14 protein-coding genes are annotated in these 19,784 nt (G+C 36.9%); 13 read left to right on the forward strand and 1 reads right to left on the reverse strand.

Going from position 1 to position 19,784, the window contains the following annotated elements:
• Positions 1–56: 56 nt before the first annotated feature.
• From ACQKP0_RS08775 to ACQKP0_RS08800, 6 genes are all read left to right on the forward strand, one after another.
• Positions 57–1,451 (forward strand): ABC transporter permease subunit, encoded by a 1,395-nt coding sequence (locus ACQKP0_RS08775; RefSeq protein WP_427405448.1) that lies wholly within the window; start codon positions 57–59, stop codon positions 1,449–1,451.
• Positions 1,448–2,284 (forward strand): sugar ABC transporter permease, encoded by an 837-nt coding sequence (locus ACQKP0_RS08780; protein WP_427405449.1) that lies wholly within the window; start codon positions 1,448–1,450, stop codon positions 2,282–2,284. Before ACQKP0_RS08775 ends, ACQKP0_RS08780 begins: the two co-directional genes overlap by 4 nt.
• 120 nt (positions 2,285–2,404) lie before the next feature.
• Positions 2,405–3,127, forward strand: a complete 723-nt coding sequence (locus tag ACQKP0_RS08785; protein ID WP_427405450.1) for a ThuA domain-containing protein — start codon at positions 2,405–2,407, stop codon at positions 3,125–3,127.
• 97 nt (positions 3,128–3,224) lie between these two features.
• The gene (locus tag ACQKP0_RS08790) at positions 3,225–4,253 is read left to right on the forward strand and encodes a Gfo/Idh/MocA family protein (RefSeq protein ID WP_427405451.1); all 1,029 of its coding nucleotides are present in this window, start codon (positions 3,225–3,227) and stop codon (positions 4,251–4,253) included.
• A gap of 98 nt (positions 4,254–4,351) precedes the next feature.
• Positions 4,352–5,389: a Gfo/Idh/MocA family protein gene (locus ACQKP0_RS08795; RefSeq protein ID WP_427405452.1), complete on the forward strand. Its 1,038-nt coding sequence runs from the start codon at positions 4,352–4,354 to the stop codon at positions 5,387–5,389.
• A 19-nt stretch (positions 5,390–5,408) separates the two neighbouring features.
• On the forward strand, positions 5,409–6,377 hold the full coding sequence (locus ACQKP0_RS08800; RefSeq protein WP_427405453.1) for a sugar phosphate isomerase/epimerase family protein: 969 nt from the start codon (positions 5,409–5,411) through the stop codon (positions 6,375–6,377).
• A gap of 49 nt (positions 6,378–6,426) precedes the next feature.
• Here the strand turns inward: ACQKP0_RS08800 and ACQKP0_RS08805 are convergent, their stop codons facing one another.
• On the reverse strand, positions 6,427–7,233 hold the full coding sequence (locus ACQKP0_RS08805; RefSeq protein ID WP_427405454.1) for a hypothetical protein: 807 nt from the start codon (positions 7,231–7,233) through the stop codon (positions 6,427–6,429).
• A 1,291-nt stretch (positions 7,234–8,524) separates the two neighbouring features.
• Here ACQKP0_RS08805 and ACQKP0_RS08810 point away from each other — a divergent pair.
• The 7 genes from ACQKP0_RS08810 to ACQKP0_RS08840 all read left to right on the forward strand — a co-directional run bounded on the left by ACQKP0_RS08810 (position 8,525) and on the right by ACQKP0_RS08840 (position 19,544).
• Positions 8,525–11,551 carry a S8 family serine peptidase gene (locus ACQKP0_RS08810; protein WP_427405455.1) on the forward strand — a complete coding sequence of 1,009 codons (3,027 nt, stop codon included), beginning with the start codon at positions 8,525–8,527 and terminating at the stop codon, positions 11,549–11,551.
• A gap of 310 nt (positions 11,552–11,861) precedes the next feature.
• Positions 11,862–12,479 (forward strand): TetR/AcrR family transcriptional regulator, encoded by a 618-nt coding sequence (locus tag ACQKP0_RS08815; protein WP_427405456.1) that lies wholly within the window; start codon positions 11,862–11,864, stop codon positions 12,477–12,479.
• Between the two features lie 179 nt (positions 12,480–12,658).
• A complete protein-coding gene (locus tag ACQKP0_RS08820) occupies positions 12,659–14,191 on the forward strand; it encodes a carboxypeptidase M32 (RefSeq protein ID WP_427405457.1) in 1,533 nt (510 codons plus the stop codon).
• Positions 14,192–14,267: 76 nt separating this feature from the next.
• Complete coding sequence (locus tag ACQKP0_RS08825) at positions 14,268–15,842, forward strand: M2 family metallopeptidase (protein ID WP_427405458.1); 1,575 nt, start codon at positions 14,268–14,270, stop codon at positions 15,840–15,842.
• A gap of 63 nt (positions 15,843–15,905) precedes the next feature.
• Positions 15,906–16,889 carry an ABC transporter ATP-binding protein gene (locus ACQKP0_RS08830; RefSeq protein ID WP_427405459.1) on the forward strand — a complete coding sequence of 328 codons (984 nt, stop codon included), beginning with the start codon at positions 15,906–15,908 and terminating at the stop codon, positions 16,887–16,889.
• A complete protein-coding gene (locus tag ACQKP0_RS08835; RefSeq protein WP_427405460.1) occupies positions 16,886–17,866 on the forward strand; it encodes an ABC transporter ATP-binding protein in 981 nt (326 codons plus the stop codon). Before ACQKP0_RS08830 ends, ACQKP0_RS08835 begins: the two co-directional genes overlap by 4 nt.
• 58 nt (positions 17,867–17,924) lie before the next feature.
• Positions 17,925–19,544, forward strand: coding sequence for a peptide-binding protein (locus tag ACQKP0_RS08840; protein ID WP_427405572.1), 1,620 nt, complete (start codon positions 17,925–17,927; stop codon positions 19,542–19,544).
• Positions 19,545–19,784 lie beyond the last annotated feature (240 nt).

Here is a 19,784-nt window from a genome sequence, read left to right on the forward strand (position 1 = left end):
GCTCATGTTTTAATAGGTTTACTCCATTTGATTATTTTTGAAAGGAAGGTTAAGAAATGAGGACGAGTTTAAATAATGATCCAATTGTAGTAAAAACTACGTCTTATGGAAAAAAAGCAGCCCTCCTTGGGATCATCCCAGGATTGGGTCAAATCTATAATCGTCAATTTATAAAGGGTGGCTTTTTCTTTGGCATCATGGCATATCTCGTTATTTTCTGGAGGGTCCCTTTTCAATATGCAATGTGGGGTCTTTCTACATTAGGGGAAACACCTCAGCGTATAGAAGGATTCGACACGATAAAAGGTGATCATTCTATTTTCTTAATGATTGATGGGATAATCTACTTAATTTCTTTTCTACTATTATTGTGGGTTTATTATTTAACCATTCGTGATGCCTATAAAGTTGGAAATAACCGTGAACTTGGGATTCAGCCAAATTCCTTTAAAAAAACCTTATTAAATATTTGGGAAAATGGTTTCCCTTACATTCTTTTAACACCATCCATTTTGTTTACGGCCTTTTTAACCATATTGCCTTTGTTATTTGGGATTTTAATCGCGTTTACGAATTATTCAAGTCCTAATCATATCCCCCCGAGAAGCCTTGTTGACTGGGTGGGCTTTGATTCATTTATCGGCTTATTTAAGCTTAAATCATGGTCTCAAACCTTTTACAGTGTTTTTTCTTGGACAGTGATTTGGGCGATTCTTTCAACAGCAACGACCTTCTTTTTGGGGTTAATATTTGCAGTGTTAATTAATAAAAAAGGAATTAAGTTTAAAAAAATATGGAGAAGTATTTTCATCCTTCCTTGGGCGATTCCTCAATTTATTAGTATTTTGATTTTCCGTATTATGTTTAATGGTCAATTTGGACCTATTAACAATGGAATTCGCGCAATTGGTGACATGCTGGCAAACACTCATATTCCGTTTCTCGTAGATCTTGCGCACTCGTCCTATTTTGTAAATGGGATTCCATGGTTATCTGATCCGTTTTGGGCCAAATTTTCTTTAGTTGCGGTTAATATGTGGTTTGGATTCCCCTATTGGATGATCTTAATGTCCGGGGTAATGACAAGTATCGATAAAGAAATGTATGAAGCGGCCGATGTAGACGGTGCAACAGCTTGGGAGAAGTTTAGGAAAATTACCTTGCCTATCGTTATGTTCTCAACGGCACCATTACTCATTATGAGCTTTGCTGGAAACTTTAATAACTTCAATATGATTTACTTATTTACAAAGGGTTCACCAGTTATTGATGGATCCACCGCCGGGTCAACCGATATTCTCATTTCTTGGATTTACAAATTAACACTAGACTTGGGCCAATACAATATGGCTTCGGTTGTTTCAATTCTTATATTCTTAGTAATTGCCGTCCTTTCCATTTGGAATTTTAGAAGAACAAAAGCCTTTAAAGAAGAGGATATGATGTCATGAGTATGAGAGCGTCCACTATATTTTGGAAAACGATTATTTATATATTTCTAATTCTGACAACTATTTCAATTTTATACCCTGTTGTTTGGGTTTTATTAAGTTCCTTTAATCCAGGAAATAACTTACAAGCATTATCATTTATACCAGATCATTTTTCTTTAAATCACTATAAATACTTGTTTAAGCAAACAAACTTTGGTACTTGGTATAAAAATACATTGTTTATAGCCTTTGTAAATATGATTCTTTCTACTATTCTAGTTGTAACAGCGGCATATGCATTTTCTCGTTTCCGTTTTCCGGGACGTAGACAAGGTTTGATGACAATGTTGGTATTACAAATGTTCCCAGGGTTTATGGGGATGATTGCGATCTATATATTACTGTTACAATTGGATTTACTTGATAACCTGTGGGGGTTAATCCTAGTATATGCAGGTGGTTCTATTCCTTTTAATGCATGGCTAGTAAAAGGATATTTTGACGGACTGCCAAAAAGTTTGGAAGAGGCTGCAAAGATGGATGGTGCAAGTCATCTAACCATTTTCTTTAAAGTAATGATGCCACTTTCTTATCCGATCCTTGTATTTGTTGCTGTGACGAATTTCATTGGCCCATGGATGGACTTTATCTTCGCCCGTCTTGTACTTCGTTCCACCGAAAACAAGACATTGGCAATTGGCCTATTTGAAATGGTAACTGGTAATACGAATACAAAATTTACAACTTTTGCGGCTGGGGCCGTACTAGTAGCAGTGCCAATCACCTTATTATTTATATTCCTGCAAAAATATCTGGTAGAAGGTTTACGAGCAGGAGCTAATAAAGGATAAGCTTTTTGATTTACTTAATTGTTTACTAGACAGGGCTAGTTGCTCTGTCTGATCCTATTAATAGATAGGGCGAATAAAATATTAGCCAAAATTCTTACTACATCAAGAGGAGTGTTATTTATGCTAAAGGTAACAGTTTGGAATGAAAATCGCCATGAAAAGAAAAATCCTGTAGTGGCAGGTATATATCCGAATGGAATTCATGGAGCTATTTCTGCTTTTCTTGAAAATGCGGGCTTAGATGTTAAAACCGCAACATTAGATGATCATGAACATGGATTAACAGATGATGTTTTAGCCAATACGGATGTACTTGTTTGGTGGGGCCATATGGCACATGATGAGGTTTCGGATGAAACGGTAAATAAAGTTGTAGCAAGGGTTTTAGATGGTATGGGGTTAATTGTTCTACATTCCGGACATTTCTCAAAGGTATTCAAAAAATTAATGGGAACTTCCTGTGATTTAAAATGGCGTGAAGCAGACGATCGTGAAAGACTTTGGGTTGTCGATCCAAGCCATCCAATTGTTGCGGGATTAAATGAATATATTGAATTAGATAAAGAAGAAATGTACGGTGAGCATTTTGATATTCCTGCACCAGATGAACTAATACTTTTAAGCTGGTTTGAAGGCGGGGAAGTGTTCCGAAGTGGATGTACCTATCGACGCGGAAACGGAAAGATTTTTTACTTCAGACCAGGGCATGAAACATATCCTACTTATCATAATGAAGAAATCCAAAGAGTGATTACAAATGCGGTTAAGTGGGCAGCACCTACAGACCATGCAAGACCTGTATACGGAAATGCTAAGCCATTAGAGGAAATTTCAAAAAAATAGTAAGGGGGTTTTTCGTCCTTTTTAGGATTATAAAAGGACTAACACTCCCTATTGTTCCGATATAAAACAAATCCTATTTTATAAGGAGGAATACCAGATGACAAAGATAAAGATTGGCGTTATCGGCTGTGGAAGTATCGCTGCGCATCGGCATTTACCGGAATATGCAGCAAACAAGAATGTAGAGATTGTCGCGGTATGCGATATAGTAGAAGAAAGAGCAAAGGCACAAGCGGAAAAATACGATACAAAATTTTACACAAAGTATGAGGACCTGTTGGCAGATAATGAAGTTGAAGCTGTCAGTATATGTACACCAAACTACCTTCATGCACCTATTTCTATAGCAGCTCTTAACGCTGAAAAGCATGTGCTTTGTGAAAAGCCGATGGCCACATCTTTAGAGGAAGCAAACGCGATGATTGAGGCAGCTGAGAAGAATGGAAAAAAATTAATGATTGCCCATAATCAACGCTTTGTGAGTTCACATGTCAAAGCACGCGAATTCATTGAATCAGGGAAACTAGGAAAAATCTACAGCTTTCGTACAGCATTTGGCCATGGTGGTCCTGAAGGGTGGAGCGTGGATGGTTCAAATAGCTGGTTTTTCAAGAAGGAAGAAGCGTTTATTGGGTCAATGGGCGACCTTGGTGTTCATAAGACCGATTTAATCCGTTATATATTAAATGAGGAAATCGTAGAGGTTGCAGCTTTTGTGGATACATTGGCAAAAGAAAATTCTACTGTTGATGACAATGCTGTTTGTATTTTAAAAACAGAAAGCGGGATTATCGGAACGCTTGCTGCAAGCTGGTCATATGTATCAAAAGAAGATAATTCAACCGTTATCTACGGGGAAAATGCTATTTTACGTTTAGAAGAAGATCCAGATTATTCACTAGTGATTCAACATAAAAATGGGGAAGTAGAAAAGTTTGAATTAGGAAAAATTCAATCGAATGATGATGGCGGTCAAAGCCAATCACATGTGATTGAACAATTTATTCATAGTCTTGTCAATGACACGGATGTACCGATTAATGGATATGAAGGGATGAAATCTCTGAATGTTATCCTTGCAGCATTAGAATCAAGCGAGACTGGGAAAATTACAAAATTGAAATGAAAGGCAATAGAGAATTTGTAAATTGCTGAAGAAATAAGGAGAGCAAAGGCTAGTACATTTATATGAATCTAGCCTTTCCTTAGGATGAGGTGCTATATATGAGTAAATTACGTTTAGGTGTTATTGGTGCTGGAGGGATTGCCGTTGGACGTCATATCCCTGCTTTTCAAAGGCTGAAGGAAGATGTAACGATTATCGCAGTAAGTGATGTTAATGGGGAACGGGCAAAAAGCGTTGCAAAAGAATTTGGCATTCCGCATGCCTATGAAAATTATCATGATATGCTTCCAGAGGTCGATGCTGTTGTCATATGTACGCCAAATAAATTTCATTCAGAAATAACGGTCAAGGCGTTAGAGGCTGGCGTCCATGTACTTTGTGAAAAACCAATGGCTGTAACAGTTACAGAATGTCAAGCGATGATAGATGCTGCGAAGAAAGCGAACAAAGTTTTAAGCATCGGTTTTCACTACCGTTATATGAAAGAGTCGCAAGCGGCGAAAAAAGTGATAGATGCAAAGGAAATTGGAGAGCCATTAGTAGTTCGTGTTCAAGCATTACGAAGAAGAAAAGTACCTGGCTGGGGAGTTTTTACAAATAAAGATCTTCAAGGCGGCGGAAGTCTTATCGACTACGGATGTCATTTACTAGATCTATCCCTATGGTTAATGGGGAATCCAAAACCTGTTGAAGTAACTGGAACTACATATAATACGTTAAGTAAACAACCTGGACAGGTCAACGAATGGGGTAATTTCGATCATGAAACCTTTAATGTTGATGATCATGTTACAGGCTATATTCGTTTTGAGAATGGTGCATCGATGCTGCTTGAAGTTTCATGGGCAGCCAATATTGAAAGTGATAAGGAAAGTGTAAGTATTTCCGGTGACCGAGGCGGGCTTGAGGTATTTCCATTTAAGTTAAACTATGCGAAGCATGGCATGCTTTTTAATAGTGAAGCAACGTGGATTCCAAGTGAAGAAGATCCTGGTTATTTCCAGGCGAAGAATTTCGTAGATGCATGTATCAAAGGTACGGAACTAGTTGTAAAACCGGAAGAAGCCTTATTTGTATCGCAAATCATGGAAGCTTTATATAAAAGTAGTCAAGATAAAAAAAGCGTACAACTATAATGAATGGTGGGAATAACAGATGAAATTAGGAGTTTTTACAGTATTATTTTCTGACAAGTCTTTTACCGACATGCTTGATTATGTAAAAGATGCTGGTTTAACTGCTGTTGAAATTGGAACGGGCGGTTATCCAGGTGATGCACACTGTAAATTGGATGAGTTGCTGGAAAGTAAGGAAAAGAGGGATGCATTTTTACATGAAGTTACCTCAAGAGGTTTAGAAATAAGTGCTTTTAGTTGTCATGGAAATCCACTTTCTCCAGAACAGGAATTCGCGAAACAATGTCATGATGTTTTTGTGAAAACGGTAAAATTGGCTTCCTTAATGAATGTACCAGTTGTAAATTGCTTTTCTGGGACCCCTGGTGACCATGATGGAGCGAAGTATCCAAACTGGCCAGTAACACCATGGCCTAATGAATATGCGAATGTTTTAAATTGGCAATGGGAAGAAAAGTTGATTCCTTATTGGAAGGAATGGGGACAATTTGCGAAAGATCACAATGTAAAAATCGGTTTAGAACTTCACGGTGGTTTCTTAGTGCATACACCATATACTTTGCTAAAATTACGTGAAGCTACATGTGATGCAATTGGTGCCAACCTCGATCCAAGCCATCTTTGGTGGCAAGGTATTAATCCAGTGGGAGCGATCAAAATTCTTGCGAAGGAAAATGCCATCCATCATTTCCATGCGAAAGATACATACATTGATCAAGACAATGTAAATATGTATGGACTAACTGATATGCAGCCATACGGGGAAGTAAGAACAAGAGCATGGTCTTTCCGCTCTGTTGGCTGTGGACATGGTCTTCAAGAATGGTCAGACATGATGAGCGCTCTACGGACATATGGGTATGATTATGTAGTAAGTATTGAGCATGAAGATCCACTTATGTCCATTGACGAAGGCTTCCGACGCGCAGTGAAAAATCTGCAATCTGTACTTATTGAAGAAAAACCTGCAGATATGTGGTGGGCATAATGGTGGGACGCAGGGTCTGAATGGGACATAGGGGTCAGGTCCCGCGTCCCTATAAATCAAAAAATCCTCCATAAAAACTTGAAAAAACAGACCTTAATACTTCAAATAACATGTTAGCCATAATGGAGATGGAGATAAAGGTTAGAACATAGGTTAACAATGAACCGAAAATAACGTCTACTCCTTCTTGGTGATCTTTCTTATAGCTTGCTATAACAAGGGGAGGGATCATGAAAATTGAGCCGATAAATCCTAATAAAAGAAAGTAGAAGAAAAATTTAATTTTCAAGATGGACATAATCAAACTAATGGCGAGTAAAGAAACAAAAGGAATTAGTAATGACCCGAAGCGTGCGGTCACTTCCTTGTAGCTAACATTGATTCGACCAAGCTTGATAGATGCAAAGGTAAATGTGATAACTAAAAAAGTGAATATGATATACGCGAAAAAGGGCTTTATTACGATATCGGTAAAAGGTGGCTTAATCTCTACAGGTGTTCCAAAGAAATTAGATCCGTAGCTACTAAAATCTGCTAGTACACCTTTTAAAGCAAAATAAAATATGAGAGGTATCAATAAGCTAAATAAAATAATTGTCATAATACCGTTTATAAAATGTTCACTACCTACCGATTGACTGCTTGCATATGGCTTTTTTAACACTTGAATAAAATAGTTAAAATATTGGTTTGAAATCTTTTTAGTCGTCTCAAAATATTGAACCTTATCTGATGAAGAATGTGCTGATTCAACAGTTGCTGCAGTTTCGTCTTTTGTACTAGTGATTAATTTTGATCCGCAATTTTCGCAAAACCGCCCTCCTTCATTTTCGTGCTGACAAATTTGACATTTCATCCCCAAAACTCCTTTTTTGAATGTTTATGCTGTTTTCTTAAACCGAAAAACTTTATTAAAATACGATATTTACTTCCCTAAAAACAAAATAGTCAATTAATATAATAGTATTTTTATAAAATAAGCTCAATAAAAACACATTTTGAAAGCACAATTCCTTTTGTAAACAAGAAAGGAATATTAGATTCCATTATCCCAGCAAAATCGTAATAAACTCCCGAAAAAATCCATAACCATTCCCGCTTGTAAGTCATTTGAAAAATAAAAGATTTATTGAATAGCATTTTGCAAGACTTTTATGTAAAACAAATATTTGTAAATTGTAGAAAAGAGAAATTTATTGTTGAATTCCCATAACGAACGTAGAAAAAGCTACTTATGGGGCAAATGGACCTAATTACTGTTGATATATAATTTTTACTGAAGATAAAATTTAAAATCCTGTAGAAAAAATGAAAAACGTCGTAGAAAAAATTTAAAAATTCGTAGAAAAAAATAATATTTACGTAGAAAAACCAAATATAACGTTGATAAAAGGGGATTACGGTTGAAATTTGAAAAAGAGCACTCTAAAAAAATAATTATAGTATAAGATTTCAAAATGCCTTTTCTCTATTATTTGCACACATTATCAAAATGGAAAAATTTTTTAGTATTTTAGTGTTTGATAATGAATTTAATTAATTAAGGAACAGAATAGAGTTGAAGTGTTTCGCGATCTAATTTTTATTTTTTATCCGAATGACTGATCCGGGATTTTATTAGAACTAAATCATAATTATTAGAAAAACAAAAAAAGGCTGGAAGGCAATCACTACTAGTAATGATATACCAACCAAAACCTTACCGTGATTTCATTATAGCAGATTTTGTCGAATTATGTCGATAGTTAATTTTACTTATATTAATGGTTCATTAGAAATAAATCCTAGGTAAATACGAAAAAAGGCTGGAAGGTAATCATTACTAGTAATGACTTACCAACCAAAACCTTACCGTACGTATATTATATCGAATCATGTCGAATCATGTCGATAGATATTTTCGCTTATAATAATTGTTTATATTGGAAGAAGCTATGATAAATTGCTGGGGGACTTAGTACATAGCTGTAAAACAAAGATTGCGAAAACATAGAATACTAGACTTAGGAAATCCCCTAATAGGTAGTTAGTATAGTTTTTTCTGGAAGAAATAATAGTGATTGAAATAAACACAAATTACCAATATGATAGATTCATATAGGGAAAAATTTCTAAATCCTTATAAATTTTTTTAGGGGGTCAATTTTGTGAAGATTAAAAAACTAAGTAGTATAACAGCAGTGGTACTCATTTTCGCTTTGATTTTCGGATTCATTATTCCGCAAAAATTTTTAGCTGATACGTACCCGGTGACTTCTATTGATGAAGCCACAACAATTGCAACCGGGCAAAGTATTGAGGGATCTTTTGAAACCCCGGATGTTCGCTGGTATAAAATATCCCCAACGAACAATGATATAACCAATTTTTCGCATATGAAACTAGAGGTAAAAAGTAATCAGATGATCAATGTTTCTGTTTACTCTAGTAAAGAAAATGCGAAACAGGATAAAACGTTTGAACAATATATTGCAGGTACAAATATGGAACCACAATCACCTGATGCTACGATTAATTTCCCATATGCTTGGGATGGTCCTTACTATATTAAAGTAGAGTATTTTGGCGATGTAGATTATGAGGAATACCCGCCTGGCATTGATCTTCCCCCTGGAACAGAACTTCCATCTGAAGGGGGAGAACTAAGTAAAGCAACTTTTACACTATCAGCTAGCTCAGTAAAACTACCACCATCTACTGATTTTTCATCGGATATGAACTGCCCAGTAGAGTTTAGTGCGAGCGGGCAGAAGAGTGGGACAGAAATGCTGAAAACGATTCGTCTATTCCGTGATGGAATCCTGTCAAAAACAGACGAAGGACGGAAACTAACTTCCCTATATTACAAATCAGCTCCATTCCTTGTGTTAAAGCTAGCTTTAAGTAAAAGCACGAGGGAAGATGTTTATAAAAATCTACAAGTTTTACAACCTCTTATAACAGATTTGAATAAAAAAGGGGAAGGCAGCTCGAGAGTAATTAGCAAGGAAGAGCAAAAAGCAATTAATACTTTGTTTGATATCTCAATCGATGCCGTTCCATCGAAATTAAAAGCAGAAATGGAAAGTCTTGCTGACAAGGCAGAGCTATCAAGCCTTGCAGGTGAGCAAGTGACAAACATTGCAAAAAAAGTAGGAATCGCACTTCCATCATCTTTTGTACCAGGTGATAAATATATCATCAAGCTAAAACCTGGGAAAAAGTTAAGTGCTGTTCAGTCTAAAGCGAAGGGTAATCGAATTCTATCTTCTCTATCTTCAATAAAAACAGAAGATCCATTATTTGATGATATGTATGTATTACATATAAACAATGATGGTTTTGCAGGCATGAGTGCACAAGCTAAAACGTATTCAATGCAAGCAGCTGTTGCGCAAATCGAGAAGCTGTCCGAGGTGGAGTTTATCGAACCCGTTCAAACCTTTAAATCACTTTCAAACGACATTCAATCTCCTTACCAGTGGTCTCTGAAAAACAAAGGTGGAGATGACGGGAAGAAAGGTGCAGATATTCAAAACGATAAGCTGCAAGCTCTTGTTAAGAAACGCAATTTAAAAGACACGTTAATTGCAGTGGTTGACTCAGGTGTAGATAATACTCTTACGGATTTAAAAGATAGCGTGCGCATGGATATTGGGAAAAACTTTGTAGATAAGAGCGCAAGTCCAATGGATGATAACGGACATGGAACCCATGTTTCTGGCATCATCGCTGCAGCCGCTGATAATGGCTATTCAATGGAAGGGATTAACCAGCATGCGAAAATCATGCCTGTTAAAGTTTTAGATGCATCAGGTTCAGGTGATACTGAACAAATTGCTTACGGTATCAAGTATGCAGTGGATCATGGTGCAAAGGTGATCAACCTTAGCCTTGGAGGAAAATATAGCCGTGTGCTTGAATATGTTCTCCAATATGCTGCATCAAAAAATGTTGTTGTTGTAGCGGCAACCGGAAATGATGGACAACTTGGAATTTCTTACCCTGGATCTTCCAAATATGTGATCTCTGTAGGGGCTACGAACACGTTGGATATTGTATCCGACTATTCGAATTATGGAAAAGAAATTGATCTAGTTGCACCTGGAACAAATATTCCAAGTCTTGTTCCAGATGGAAATGTTACCTATATGAGTGGTACATCAATGGCTACACCGCACGTAGCTGCAGTAGCAGGATTACTTTTATCAAAGAACCCTAAGTTAAAAGTTAGTGATATTAGAAATATTCTGCATCAAACAGCAGATAATGTTGCATTTAAAGAGAAAGATAACAAAGGTGATTTTGGCGGAGGCGGAAGTATTATCGATCTGATTGGTGATGGAGGATCAGATGGCATTTATTTTGAAGATGTAATCAAGCTGCCAATTGGATCCGATCTAGTATCAGGCTACGGAAGGTTAAATGGCTTCAGTGCCTTCAGTATGGTTGATTTAAATGTAAAACTAAATGCTGTTCAAGATAATCAAAATAAGGTAACCGGAACAACGGTTAAAGGCGCAAAAGTTGAGGTTCGAAAAGGAACAAAAGTCATTGGCAAAGCAACAGCAGCTTCCAATGGAGCATTCAGCGTAAAGATACCAGTACAAAAGAGCAATCAACTTCTACATGTAACGGTTTCTGATTCTACCGGAACAGCAAAAACAGCGATAAAAGCTTATGTGAAGAAGGGCAAAGCTCCGACATCACCTAAGGTCAATTCAATCAGCAACAAGACCATATATGTAACTGGAAAAGCACAACCGGATGTGAAAATCACCATCCAAAATGCATCCAAAAAAGCAATTGGTCAAGGGACAACTGACAGCAAAGGTAAATTCAAAATTAAAATAAAGAAACAAAAAGCCGGAACAACCCTTCATATTAAGAGTGTAGACCTAGCGAAAAGGGAAAGTAAGGCTGTCGCAATAAAGGTCAAGGATAAAATCCCACCTGCAGCACCAAAAGTGAATCCAGTTACCAGCAAGTCAACAACCGTAACAGGCAAAGCGGAAATTGGGTCTACTGTTTCACTAAAATATAATGGCAAAGTAATCGGAACAGCAAAATCCGACAAAAAAGGAAACTTTACCATTAAAATCACTAAAAAGAAAGCCGGCTCCGCATTATACCTAACAGCTAAAGATAAAGCAGGGAATGTGAGTAAGGCGGTAAAAATTACTGTGAAGAAATAAGTGATAAAGGTGTCAAACACTTCGGTGATTGACACCTTTTTTTACAATAATAGTGGGGAAATGTATAGCAAAAAGCCCGTTCAATTTTGTTGAGATATTTTTACAAATTATTTAGTCTAAATTTCATATTTAGGGCTATTTCTCAACTTTGGATCATTCTCTATTTTTCTTGGGGAATCCTCGTATTTTCCAATGACGTTCAATTTTAGTACCACACCCCGTAGAAATCTAACAATCCTACGCGTTGTCCCTGAAATAAACATATGCTAAATTAAAATGAAAGGTATGATTAATTAATGGAGGATTGAACATGGCACCTATTGTTTCTGAACAGTATAAAATGAAGAAAAAACAGCAAATTTTAGATAGTGCACTTATCTGTTTTGCTAATAAAGGGTATCAACAAGCGACGATGGATGATATTGTCCAGCATTCTGGCATAAGTAAGGGGGCTATTTATAATTATTTTAAGTCCAAGGAAGAAATCTATATCGAATTAATGAATGAAAATACAAAGATAGTAGATGAAGATATAAAAGAAGGGATAAGAGTTCATAAAACTGCACTTGAGAAGGTTTCCTATCTTTTTGATTTATATTTACGTAATAAGCCCTCTGAATCCCCGGAACAAGAAATATTTTTAGTGTATTACGAATTTAGACTTCATGCTACAAGAGATGAAAAATTATTTAATCTATTACAAGAAAGAAAGAAGTTCATTTTTATTGAAAATTTAGTAGATATCCTAGTTGAAGGACAGAAAAACGGAGAACTTAGACAAGACTTTAATCCAGAGATTATGGCAAATACATTTTGGAGCATGATCCATGGGGCCACTTTATCGACGATTATTGATATGGATTTTCCTTACCATGAAGTGCTAGAAAATATGAAAGCAATGTTTATCCCTTATTTAAAATCCAATTAAAAAAATATTAAAAAAGTTTGATAATTTGAAAAATATATGTTTTAATAAAATAAACCGTCCAGTCGTTTTATTTCATAAAAGGAGGGGATCGACTTCTCATATCACAAAATGCGGAATTAATTGGTCTGTAAGTTAATATGCATTATTGATGTAGATATCAGATATACAGGAGGAATTTTATGGAACATAAAGTGCTAAATCAATCTATTCAAACAGCTGTGGAAGCATTTAAGAAGCTGGATGAGAAAATTACACTTTTTACTAGTGCTACATCATTACTGGATTGGGATCAGAAAGTCATGGCTCCTAAAAAAGGGAGAAAAGCCTTTTCAAAAGCTATCGGGGTTTTAAAAACAGAGGAGTTCAAATTAATGGTTTCTGAAGAAATGGGGGAACTGTTAAGTATCCTATCCACACCCGAGGCGGCCGATCATTTAGATGAGGTAACAAAAGCACGAGTTCGGGAACGGAAAGATTTTTATGATCGATCAAATAGCATTCCTTCCGATATGTTTCAGGAATATGCCGTGCTTACTGCCCAGGCTAATGAATCATGGGAGGAAGCGAGGGAGAAAAATGATTTTAGTATTTTCTGCCCCGATTTAGAAAAAATTGTTGAGTTTAATAGAAAAGTAGTCGAAATTTACGGATATGAGAAGCATCCCTATGATGCTTTGTTGAATCAGTATGAGCCGGGGTTAACGGTTGAAAAGTTAGATCCATTGTTTGCTAAATTAAGAGAAAAGAGCATTGATTTATTACAAAGAATTCAACAATCAGCTTATAAACCTCCTGTTGAAATTTTTGAACAATCTTTTAGCGTCGATAAGCAAAAAGAATTCAATCGATACTTACTGCCGATCCTTGGTTTTGACATGGAGGCAGGCCGTTTGGATGAGACGGTCCATCCTTTCGCACAGCCGATAAATATTAATGATGTAAGAATCACGACACGTTATATAGAAAAAAATGTACGTGCAGCATTATTCGGAACGATTCATGAGGCTGGGCATGGTATCTATGAACAAAATATCGACGAACAATTTGAAGGAACAGCTCTTCAAACAGGTGCATCCTATGGCATCCATGAATCTCAATCACGTTTCCTTGAAAATATGGTAGGCCGCAGTGAAGAGTTTTGGAAGTATTTTTATCCGAAGCTGCAGGAACATTTTCCAAGCCAATTAGAACAGGTGAGTGAGGAAGATTTTTATCGGGCAATCAATACAGTGCAGCCTTCGATGATTCGTGTGGAAGCTGATGAGCTGACATATAACCTCCATATAATGATTCGCTATGAAATTGAAAAGGCACTTTTAGAAGGTGAAATTGAAGTAAAGGACCTTCCGAGTATCTGGAATCAAAAGATGGAAGAGTATCTCGGAATTACACCTGCTACTGACAGCGAAGGAGTCCTACAGGATGTCCACTGGTCATTCGGCGGATTGGGATACTTCCCTAGTTATTCATTAGGCAATCTGTATGCTGCACAGATTTTGAATACGATCAAAAAAGAATGTCCGAATTTCTACAGTGATATTGAAAATGCCAATTTCGATAACATCCAAGAATGGTTAAAAACGAATATTCATCAATACGGAAAGCTTTACACACCAAATGATCTAATCCTTAAAGTCACTGGAGAAGAATTAAACGCTAACTATCTTGTAGAATATTTGGAGCAAAAATATAGCAGGATATACCAACTGTAAGCTTAGCCGCCTGAATGTGCTTGGAAGCACATTTGGGCAAATTCATCTGAAAATATAGGTAGGAAGGAAGTTCAGGATGGATGTCACTCAATTTTTAAACGAGCAAAATACAAGGGTAAAAGAATACGTAAATAGGATGAATGTTGCAACATGGATGGCCCATACGCTTGGTACCGATGAATGGAAAGAAAAATTAACAGAAGCAGAAAGCAATTGGAATGCTTATTGTTCCAATTCAGATTTATTTGAGAAGGTACAGGAGTGTTTACAGTTGAATGGTTTGGAGCCTTCTATAAGACGTCAATTAGAGCTTTTCTTCAATTTACTAAAGGAAAACCAGGTTTCTACGGAAAAGTTAAATGAAATTTCCGCGATGTCTTCGGAATTAAATATAGTTTTCAATAAATATATGCCCGAGGTGGATGGGAGGAAATTATCAGCAAACGATATTAGAGAGATTTTAACCAATAGCAGAGACAACGAAGAAAGACAGAAAGCCTGGGAAGCAAGTAAAGAAGTAGGGGAAGAAGTGGTCGGAAAATTGATCCAAATCGTTAAAAAAAGAAATGAGATTGCTCAACAGCTTGGATATGAAAATCATCATCAAATGGCATTCGAACTTCAAGAACTCAATCGTGATGAGGTATTTTCAATTTTCCAAGATGTTCTCAAAAATTCCGATCAGGAGTATCGTGAGCTGAAAGCCGAATTAGATACAGAACTAGCTAAAAGGTTTGGCATCAGCATTGAGGAATTGCGCCCATGGCATTATGCAGATCCATTTTTCCAAACGGCGCCTGCACTTGAGGAAACAAATCTTGATCCCTATTTCAAAGATAAAAATATCATGGAGCTGACAGATGCTACATTTGAGTCACTTGGTCTTCAAATCAATGATTTGTTCCAAAAAAGCGACCTGTATCCGCGAGAAGGGAAAAACCCAACGGCATTCTGTATCGATATAGACAGAGAAGGGGATACTCGGGTGCTTAGCAATACCCAACAAAGCAGTTACTGGATGAACACTGCTCTTCATGAATTTGGTCATGCAGCCTATTTCAAATATCTGGATCAGGAACTGCCATATATCCTTAGGCAAAGTGCCCATGTATTAACGACTGAAGCTATTGCTATGCTGTTTGAGAAAAAAGGGATGGATCCTGATTGGTTGGGGACCTTCCTAAAAGTGGATTCCCGAAAATTCAGAGATTCAGAGGGCTCCTTTAAAAGGCACACACAGCTTCACCAATTGATTTCAGCAAGGTTTATCATAACGTTTGTTTTCTTTGAGCGGGAATTATACGAAAACACTGACCAGGATCTAAATCGTTTATGGTGGAAATTAGTCAAAGATATCCAACTAGTTAATCCACCAGATAATAGGGATAAAGCGGATTGGGCAGCGAAAATCCATTTTACATTAACTCCTGTTTATTACCAAAATTATTTATTAGGTGAAATGACGGCTTCCCAACTGGATGACTATATTAAACAAAATATATCTGAGAACTTCTTTACCCATAAAGTAGGGGAGTACTTAAAGGCTGCTTACTTCAAACCGGGGGCTTTGTATCACTGGAATAAGAAATTGAAAAAAGCAACAGGAGAAAACTTAAATCCAAACTATTTTGTAAGGGAATACTGTCATTAATTTTTTTTTAACTATTAAATAAACTTACCAGTCGGTTTTTTTAACGTGAAGGGAGGTTTGCATATGTCACTTTTATTGGAAATGAAAAATTTAAAAACACATTTTTTTCGTAAAAAACAAGTGATTCCGGCTGTGGATGGAGTAGATCTTGTCATTCAAAAGGGAGAAACCCTTGCTCTTGTTGGAGAATCTGGATCAGGGAAGAGTATTACGTCATTATCGATCATGCGTCTTGTCCCGAGTCCAGGCGGAAAAATTGTGAGCGGAGAAATCCTATTTGATGGGAAAAATCTGATTAATCTTACTGAAAATGAAATGTGTCGGGTGAGAGGTAATGATATTTCGATGATTTTTCAGGAACCGATGACCTCTTTAAACCCAGTCATGACCATTGGCGAGCAGCTTACCGAAACACTCATTTATCATCAAAAATTGACTAAAAATGAAGCTCGAATCAAAGCGAAAGAGCTTTTACAGTTAGTAGGATTTTCGAGAGCTGAACAAATGTTAAAAAATTACCCGCATCATTTATCTGGAGGGATGCGACAAAGGGTGATGATTGCTATTGCCATGAGCTGTAATCCCAAATTACTTATAGCAGATGAGCCGACAACAGCTTTGGATGTTACGATCCAAGCGCAAATCCTGCAACTTATGAAGGAACTAAGTAAAAAATTCGATACTTCAATTCTATTAATCACCCATGACTTAGGAGTCGTTTCTGAGATTGCCGATCGAGTGGTCGTCATGTATGGCGGTCAGGTGGTAGAGGAAGTTTCTGTTGATGAACTGTTCGATAAACCATTGCATCCATATACGAGAGGTTTAATGAATTCGGTTCCATCAATGGAAGAGAATAGTAGAAGGTTGCAGACAATCGAAGGGAATGTTCCCGCTCCAGAAAACATGCCAAAGGGCTGCAGGTTTGCTCCTCGTTGTAAGGATGCATTTGGATGGTGTCATCAAGAAATGCCTGATTTAAAGCACGTTAGCAAGGATCGTTCTGTCCGATGCTTTTTATACGAGGAAATGGAGGGAAGAAAATGAGTCAATCAACCACTTTACTAGAATTTCATGATGTAACGAAATACTTCCCTATAAAAAAAGGAATCTTGCAAAGAACAGTAGGAAATATAAAAGCGGTTGACGGCGTGAACCTGAAAATTAAAAAAGGCGAAACCATTGGGATTGTAGGGGAATCGGGATGTGGTAAGTCGACTGTGGGCAGGACAATGATTAGGCTGTATGAACCTACTAGAGGAAAAATTATTTTTAAAGGGCAGGATATATCCCATTTATCTGAGAGCCAATTAAGAAACCGGATTAGAAAGGATATACAAATGGTCTTCCAAGATCCATTTGCATCGTTAAATCCGCGGAAAAATTTACGTTCGATTATTAAAGAACCATTGGATACGCATCATTTATTTTCTGCAAAAGAAAGAATTGAAAAAGTGGAATCACTACTTGATAAGGTTGGTTTAAATCCACTTTTGATGAATCGGTATCCGCATGAATTTTCCGGGGGACAGCGACAAAGGATCGGGATTGCTCGTGCATTAGCCTTAAATCCCGAACTGATTATTGCAGATGAACCGGTATCGGCCTTGGATGTATCTATTCAAGCTCAGATTATTAACTTAATGCAGGATTTACAGGAAGAATTCGGATTAACTTATCTATTTATCTCTCATGACTTAAGTGTAGTAAAGCATATTAGTGATCGGGTTGGAGTGATGTATCTTGGCAAGTTGATGGAATTGGCTGATAAGGATGATCTTTATTCTCAGCCTAAACATCCATACACAGATGCACTTTTATCCTCCGTACCTGTCCTAAGAAATAAAGGATTAATGAGAGAAAGAATTGTTTTACAAGGGGACCTGCCAAGCCCGGCAAGTCCGCCATCAGGTTGTGTTTTTCATACGAGATGCCCTGTGGCAACCGAAGTATGTACAAAGATTATTCCAGAATTTAAAGAGATTCATAAAAATCATTATGTCGCTTGTCATTTATATACATGAGTGACTGGGTCGAATCAATAAACAAAATTAGGGGGAACCAAAAGTGAGAAAAAATAGCATGATAGTGTTAACCTTTATATTCATCTTATCCATATTTACTGCCGCTTGTTCAGGCAATGAAACCACAAAAAAAGTTGAAAAGGGAGAAAAAGGCACTTTAAGTGAACCACAAAAAGGGGGGAGTTTAGTTATAGGATCGACTTCTACCCCAACAATTTTGAATTCACTCTATTCCACTGACAGTACAAGCTCTGATATGGAGGCTTTTATTTACAATGCCCTTTTAAAGACGAATGAAAAATTTGAAGAGGACTATGATCTAGCTGAAGATGTTGAAGAATCCCCAGATGGGTTAACATATACAGTTAAAATTCGGAAAGGTGTTAAATTTCATGATGGTGTGGAGCTAACTGCAGATGATGTTGTTTTTACTTATAACATCCCGCTCCATCCTGACTACAATGGAGAGCGCGGTACGAATTTTGAAATGTTAAAGGAAATTAAAAAGCTCGATAATTATACAGTTGAATTTAAGTTGAAAAGAAAAGATGCTACCTTTAAACCAAATACATTAAGTAGTTTCCATATTCTACCTGAACATATATTAAAGGATGTCCCGGTCAAAGATTTAGGAAAAAACAAGTTTAATTTTAAGAGTCCAATAGGTACAGGGCCATATAAATTCGTCGAGTGGAAAGAAGGAGAATATTTAAAGTTTGAAGCATTTGATGATTATTATGATGGACGTGCAAATCTGGACACACTAACGGTTAAAATCATCCCAGATGGAAATGCAGCGATTGCCCAGCTTCAAGCCGGAGATATTAACTTCTTTCCTGGAGTTACTTCAATGGATCTTGATACAGTAAAAGGGTTCAATGGACTTAAGGTTGAAAGTGGTCTAGGGCTTAGCTATTCATTTATTGGATGGAACCAAAAAAAGGAAATGTTTAAAGACAAGAATGTTCGTCATGCTCTGACAATGGCGATTGATCGACAAGAAATTGTCGATACCATCATGAATGGGGACGGTGAGGTTGCACATGTTCCTGAAAGTCCATTGAGCTGGGCTTATAGTGATGAAGTAAGAAAGTTTAAATATGATCCTGAAGAAGCAAAAACGCTACTAAAGGCTGCAGGTTGGAAAGATACAGATAAAGACGGATATTTAGTGAAAGATGGCAAGAGATTTTCATTCACGTTAAAAACAAACAAGGGAAACAAATTACGAGAAGATGCGGTCGTCGTTATTCAGCAGCAATTAAAGGAAATTGGGATTGAAGTGAAGCCGCAAATCGTTGAAAATAGTGCGTTAATCAAACAATTAATGCCACCAAATTGGGATTATGATGCCGTGGTTATGGGGTGGTCCTTATCGACATTTCCAGACACCTATGATATTTTCCACTCCAGCCAAATTGAGAGAGGATTCGATTTCGTTTGGTACAAAAATGAAAAAGCTGACAAGCTAATGATTGACGCAAGACAAATTTTAGATAGGGACGAATATAAAAATGCCTATATAGACATCTATAAGGAAATTGCTGAGGACCAACCATATACATTTCTGTATTATCCGAATGTCCATCACGCAATGCCAGAAAATCTTCATCGACCAGTCTTTCATGCAAAGCAAGATTTCTATCAGATTGAAAAATGGTGGTTGGAACAGAAATAGGTAATCAAAGAAGGGGAACGCAAATCTGAAACCGGGTAAACATCTACTTCAAAGAAGAGGAATGAAGTAGATGAAGCACGAAACCGGGTAAACATCTACTTCAAAGAAGAGGAATGAAGTAGAAGAACCACGAAACCGGGTAAACATCTACATCAAAGAAGAGGAATGAAGTAGATGAACCACGAAACCGGATGAACATCTACATCAAAGAAGAGGAATGAAGTAGATGAAGCACGAAAC

The sequence above is a fragment of the Heyndrickxia sp. NPDC080065 genome (assembly GCF_050281185.1).
GTDB lineage: Bacteria > Bacillota > Bacilli > Bacillales > Bacillaceae_C > Heyndrickxia.

Coding starts and splice junctions, on each gene's coding strand:
- ACQKP0_RS08775 (WP_427405448.1), top strand. CDS start 57: ATGAGGACGAGTTTAAATAATGATCCAATTGTAGTAAAAACTACGTCT.
- ACQKP0_RS08780 (WP_427405449.1), top strand. CDS start 1,448: ATGAGTATGAGAGCGTCCACTATATTTTGGAAAACGATTATTTATATA.
- ACQKP0_RS08785 (WP_427405450.1), top strand. CDS start 2,405: ATGCTAAAGGTAACAGTTTGGAATGAAAATCGCCATGAAAAGAAAAAT.
- ACQKP0_RS08790 (WP_427405451.1), top strand. CDS start 3,225: ATGACAAAGATAAAGATTGGCGTTATCGGCTGTGGAAGTATCGCTGCG.
- ACQKP0_RS08795 (WP_427405452.1), top strand. CDS start 4,352: ATGAGTAAATTACGTTTAGGTGTTATTGGTGCTGGAGGGATTGCCGTT.
- ACQKP0_RS08800 (WP_427405453.1), top strand. CDS start 5,409: ATGAAATTAGGAGTTTTTACAGTATTATTTTCTGACAAGTCTTTTACC.
- ACQKP0_RS08805 (WP_427405454.1), bottom strand. CDS start 7,233: ATGAAATGTCAAATTTGTCAGCACGAAAATGAAGGAGGGCGGTTTTGC.
- ACQKP0_RS08815 (WP_427405456.1), top strand. CDS start 11,862: ATGGCACCTATTGTTTCTGAACAGTATAAAATGAAGAAAAAACAGCAA.
- ACQKP0_RS08820 (WP_427405457.1), top strand. CDS start 12,659: ATGGAACATAAAGTGCTAAATCAATCTATTCAAACAGCTGTGGAAGCA.
- ACQKP0_RS08825 (WP_427405458.1), top strand. CDS start 14,268: ATGGATGTCACTCAATTTTTAAACGAGCAAAATACAAGGGTAAAAGAA.
- ACQKP0_RS08830 (WP_427405459.1), top strand. CDS start 15,906: ATGTCACTTTTATTGGAAATGAAAAATTTAAAAACACATTTTTTTCGT.
- ACQKP0_RS08835 (WP_427405460.1), top strand. CDS start 16,886: ATGAGTCAATCAACCACTTTACTAGAATTTCATGATGTAACGAAATAC.
- ACQKP0_RS08840 (WP_427405572.1), top strand. CDS start 17,925: ATGATAGTGTTAACCTTTATATTCATCTTATCCATATTTACTGCCGCT.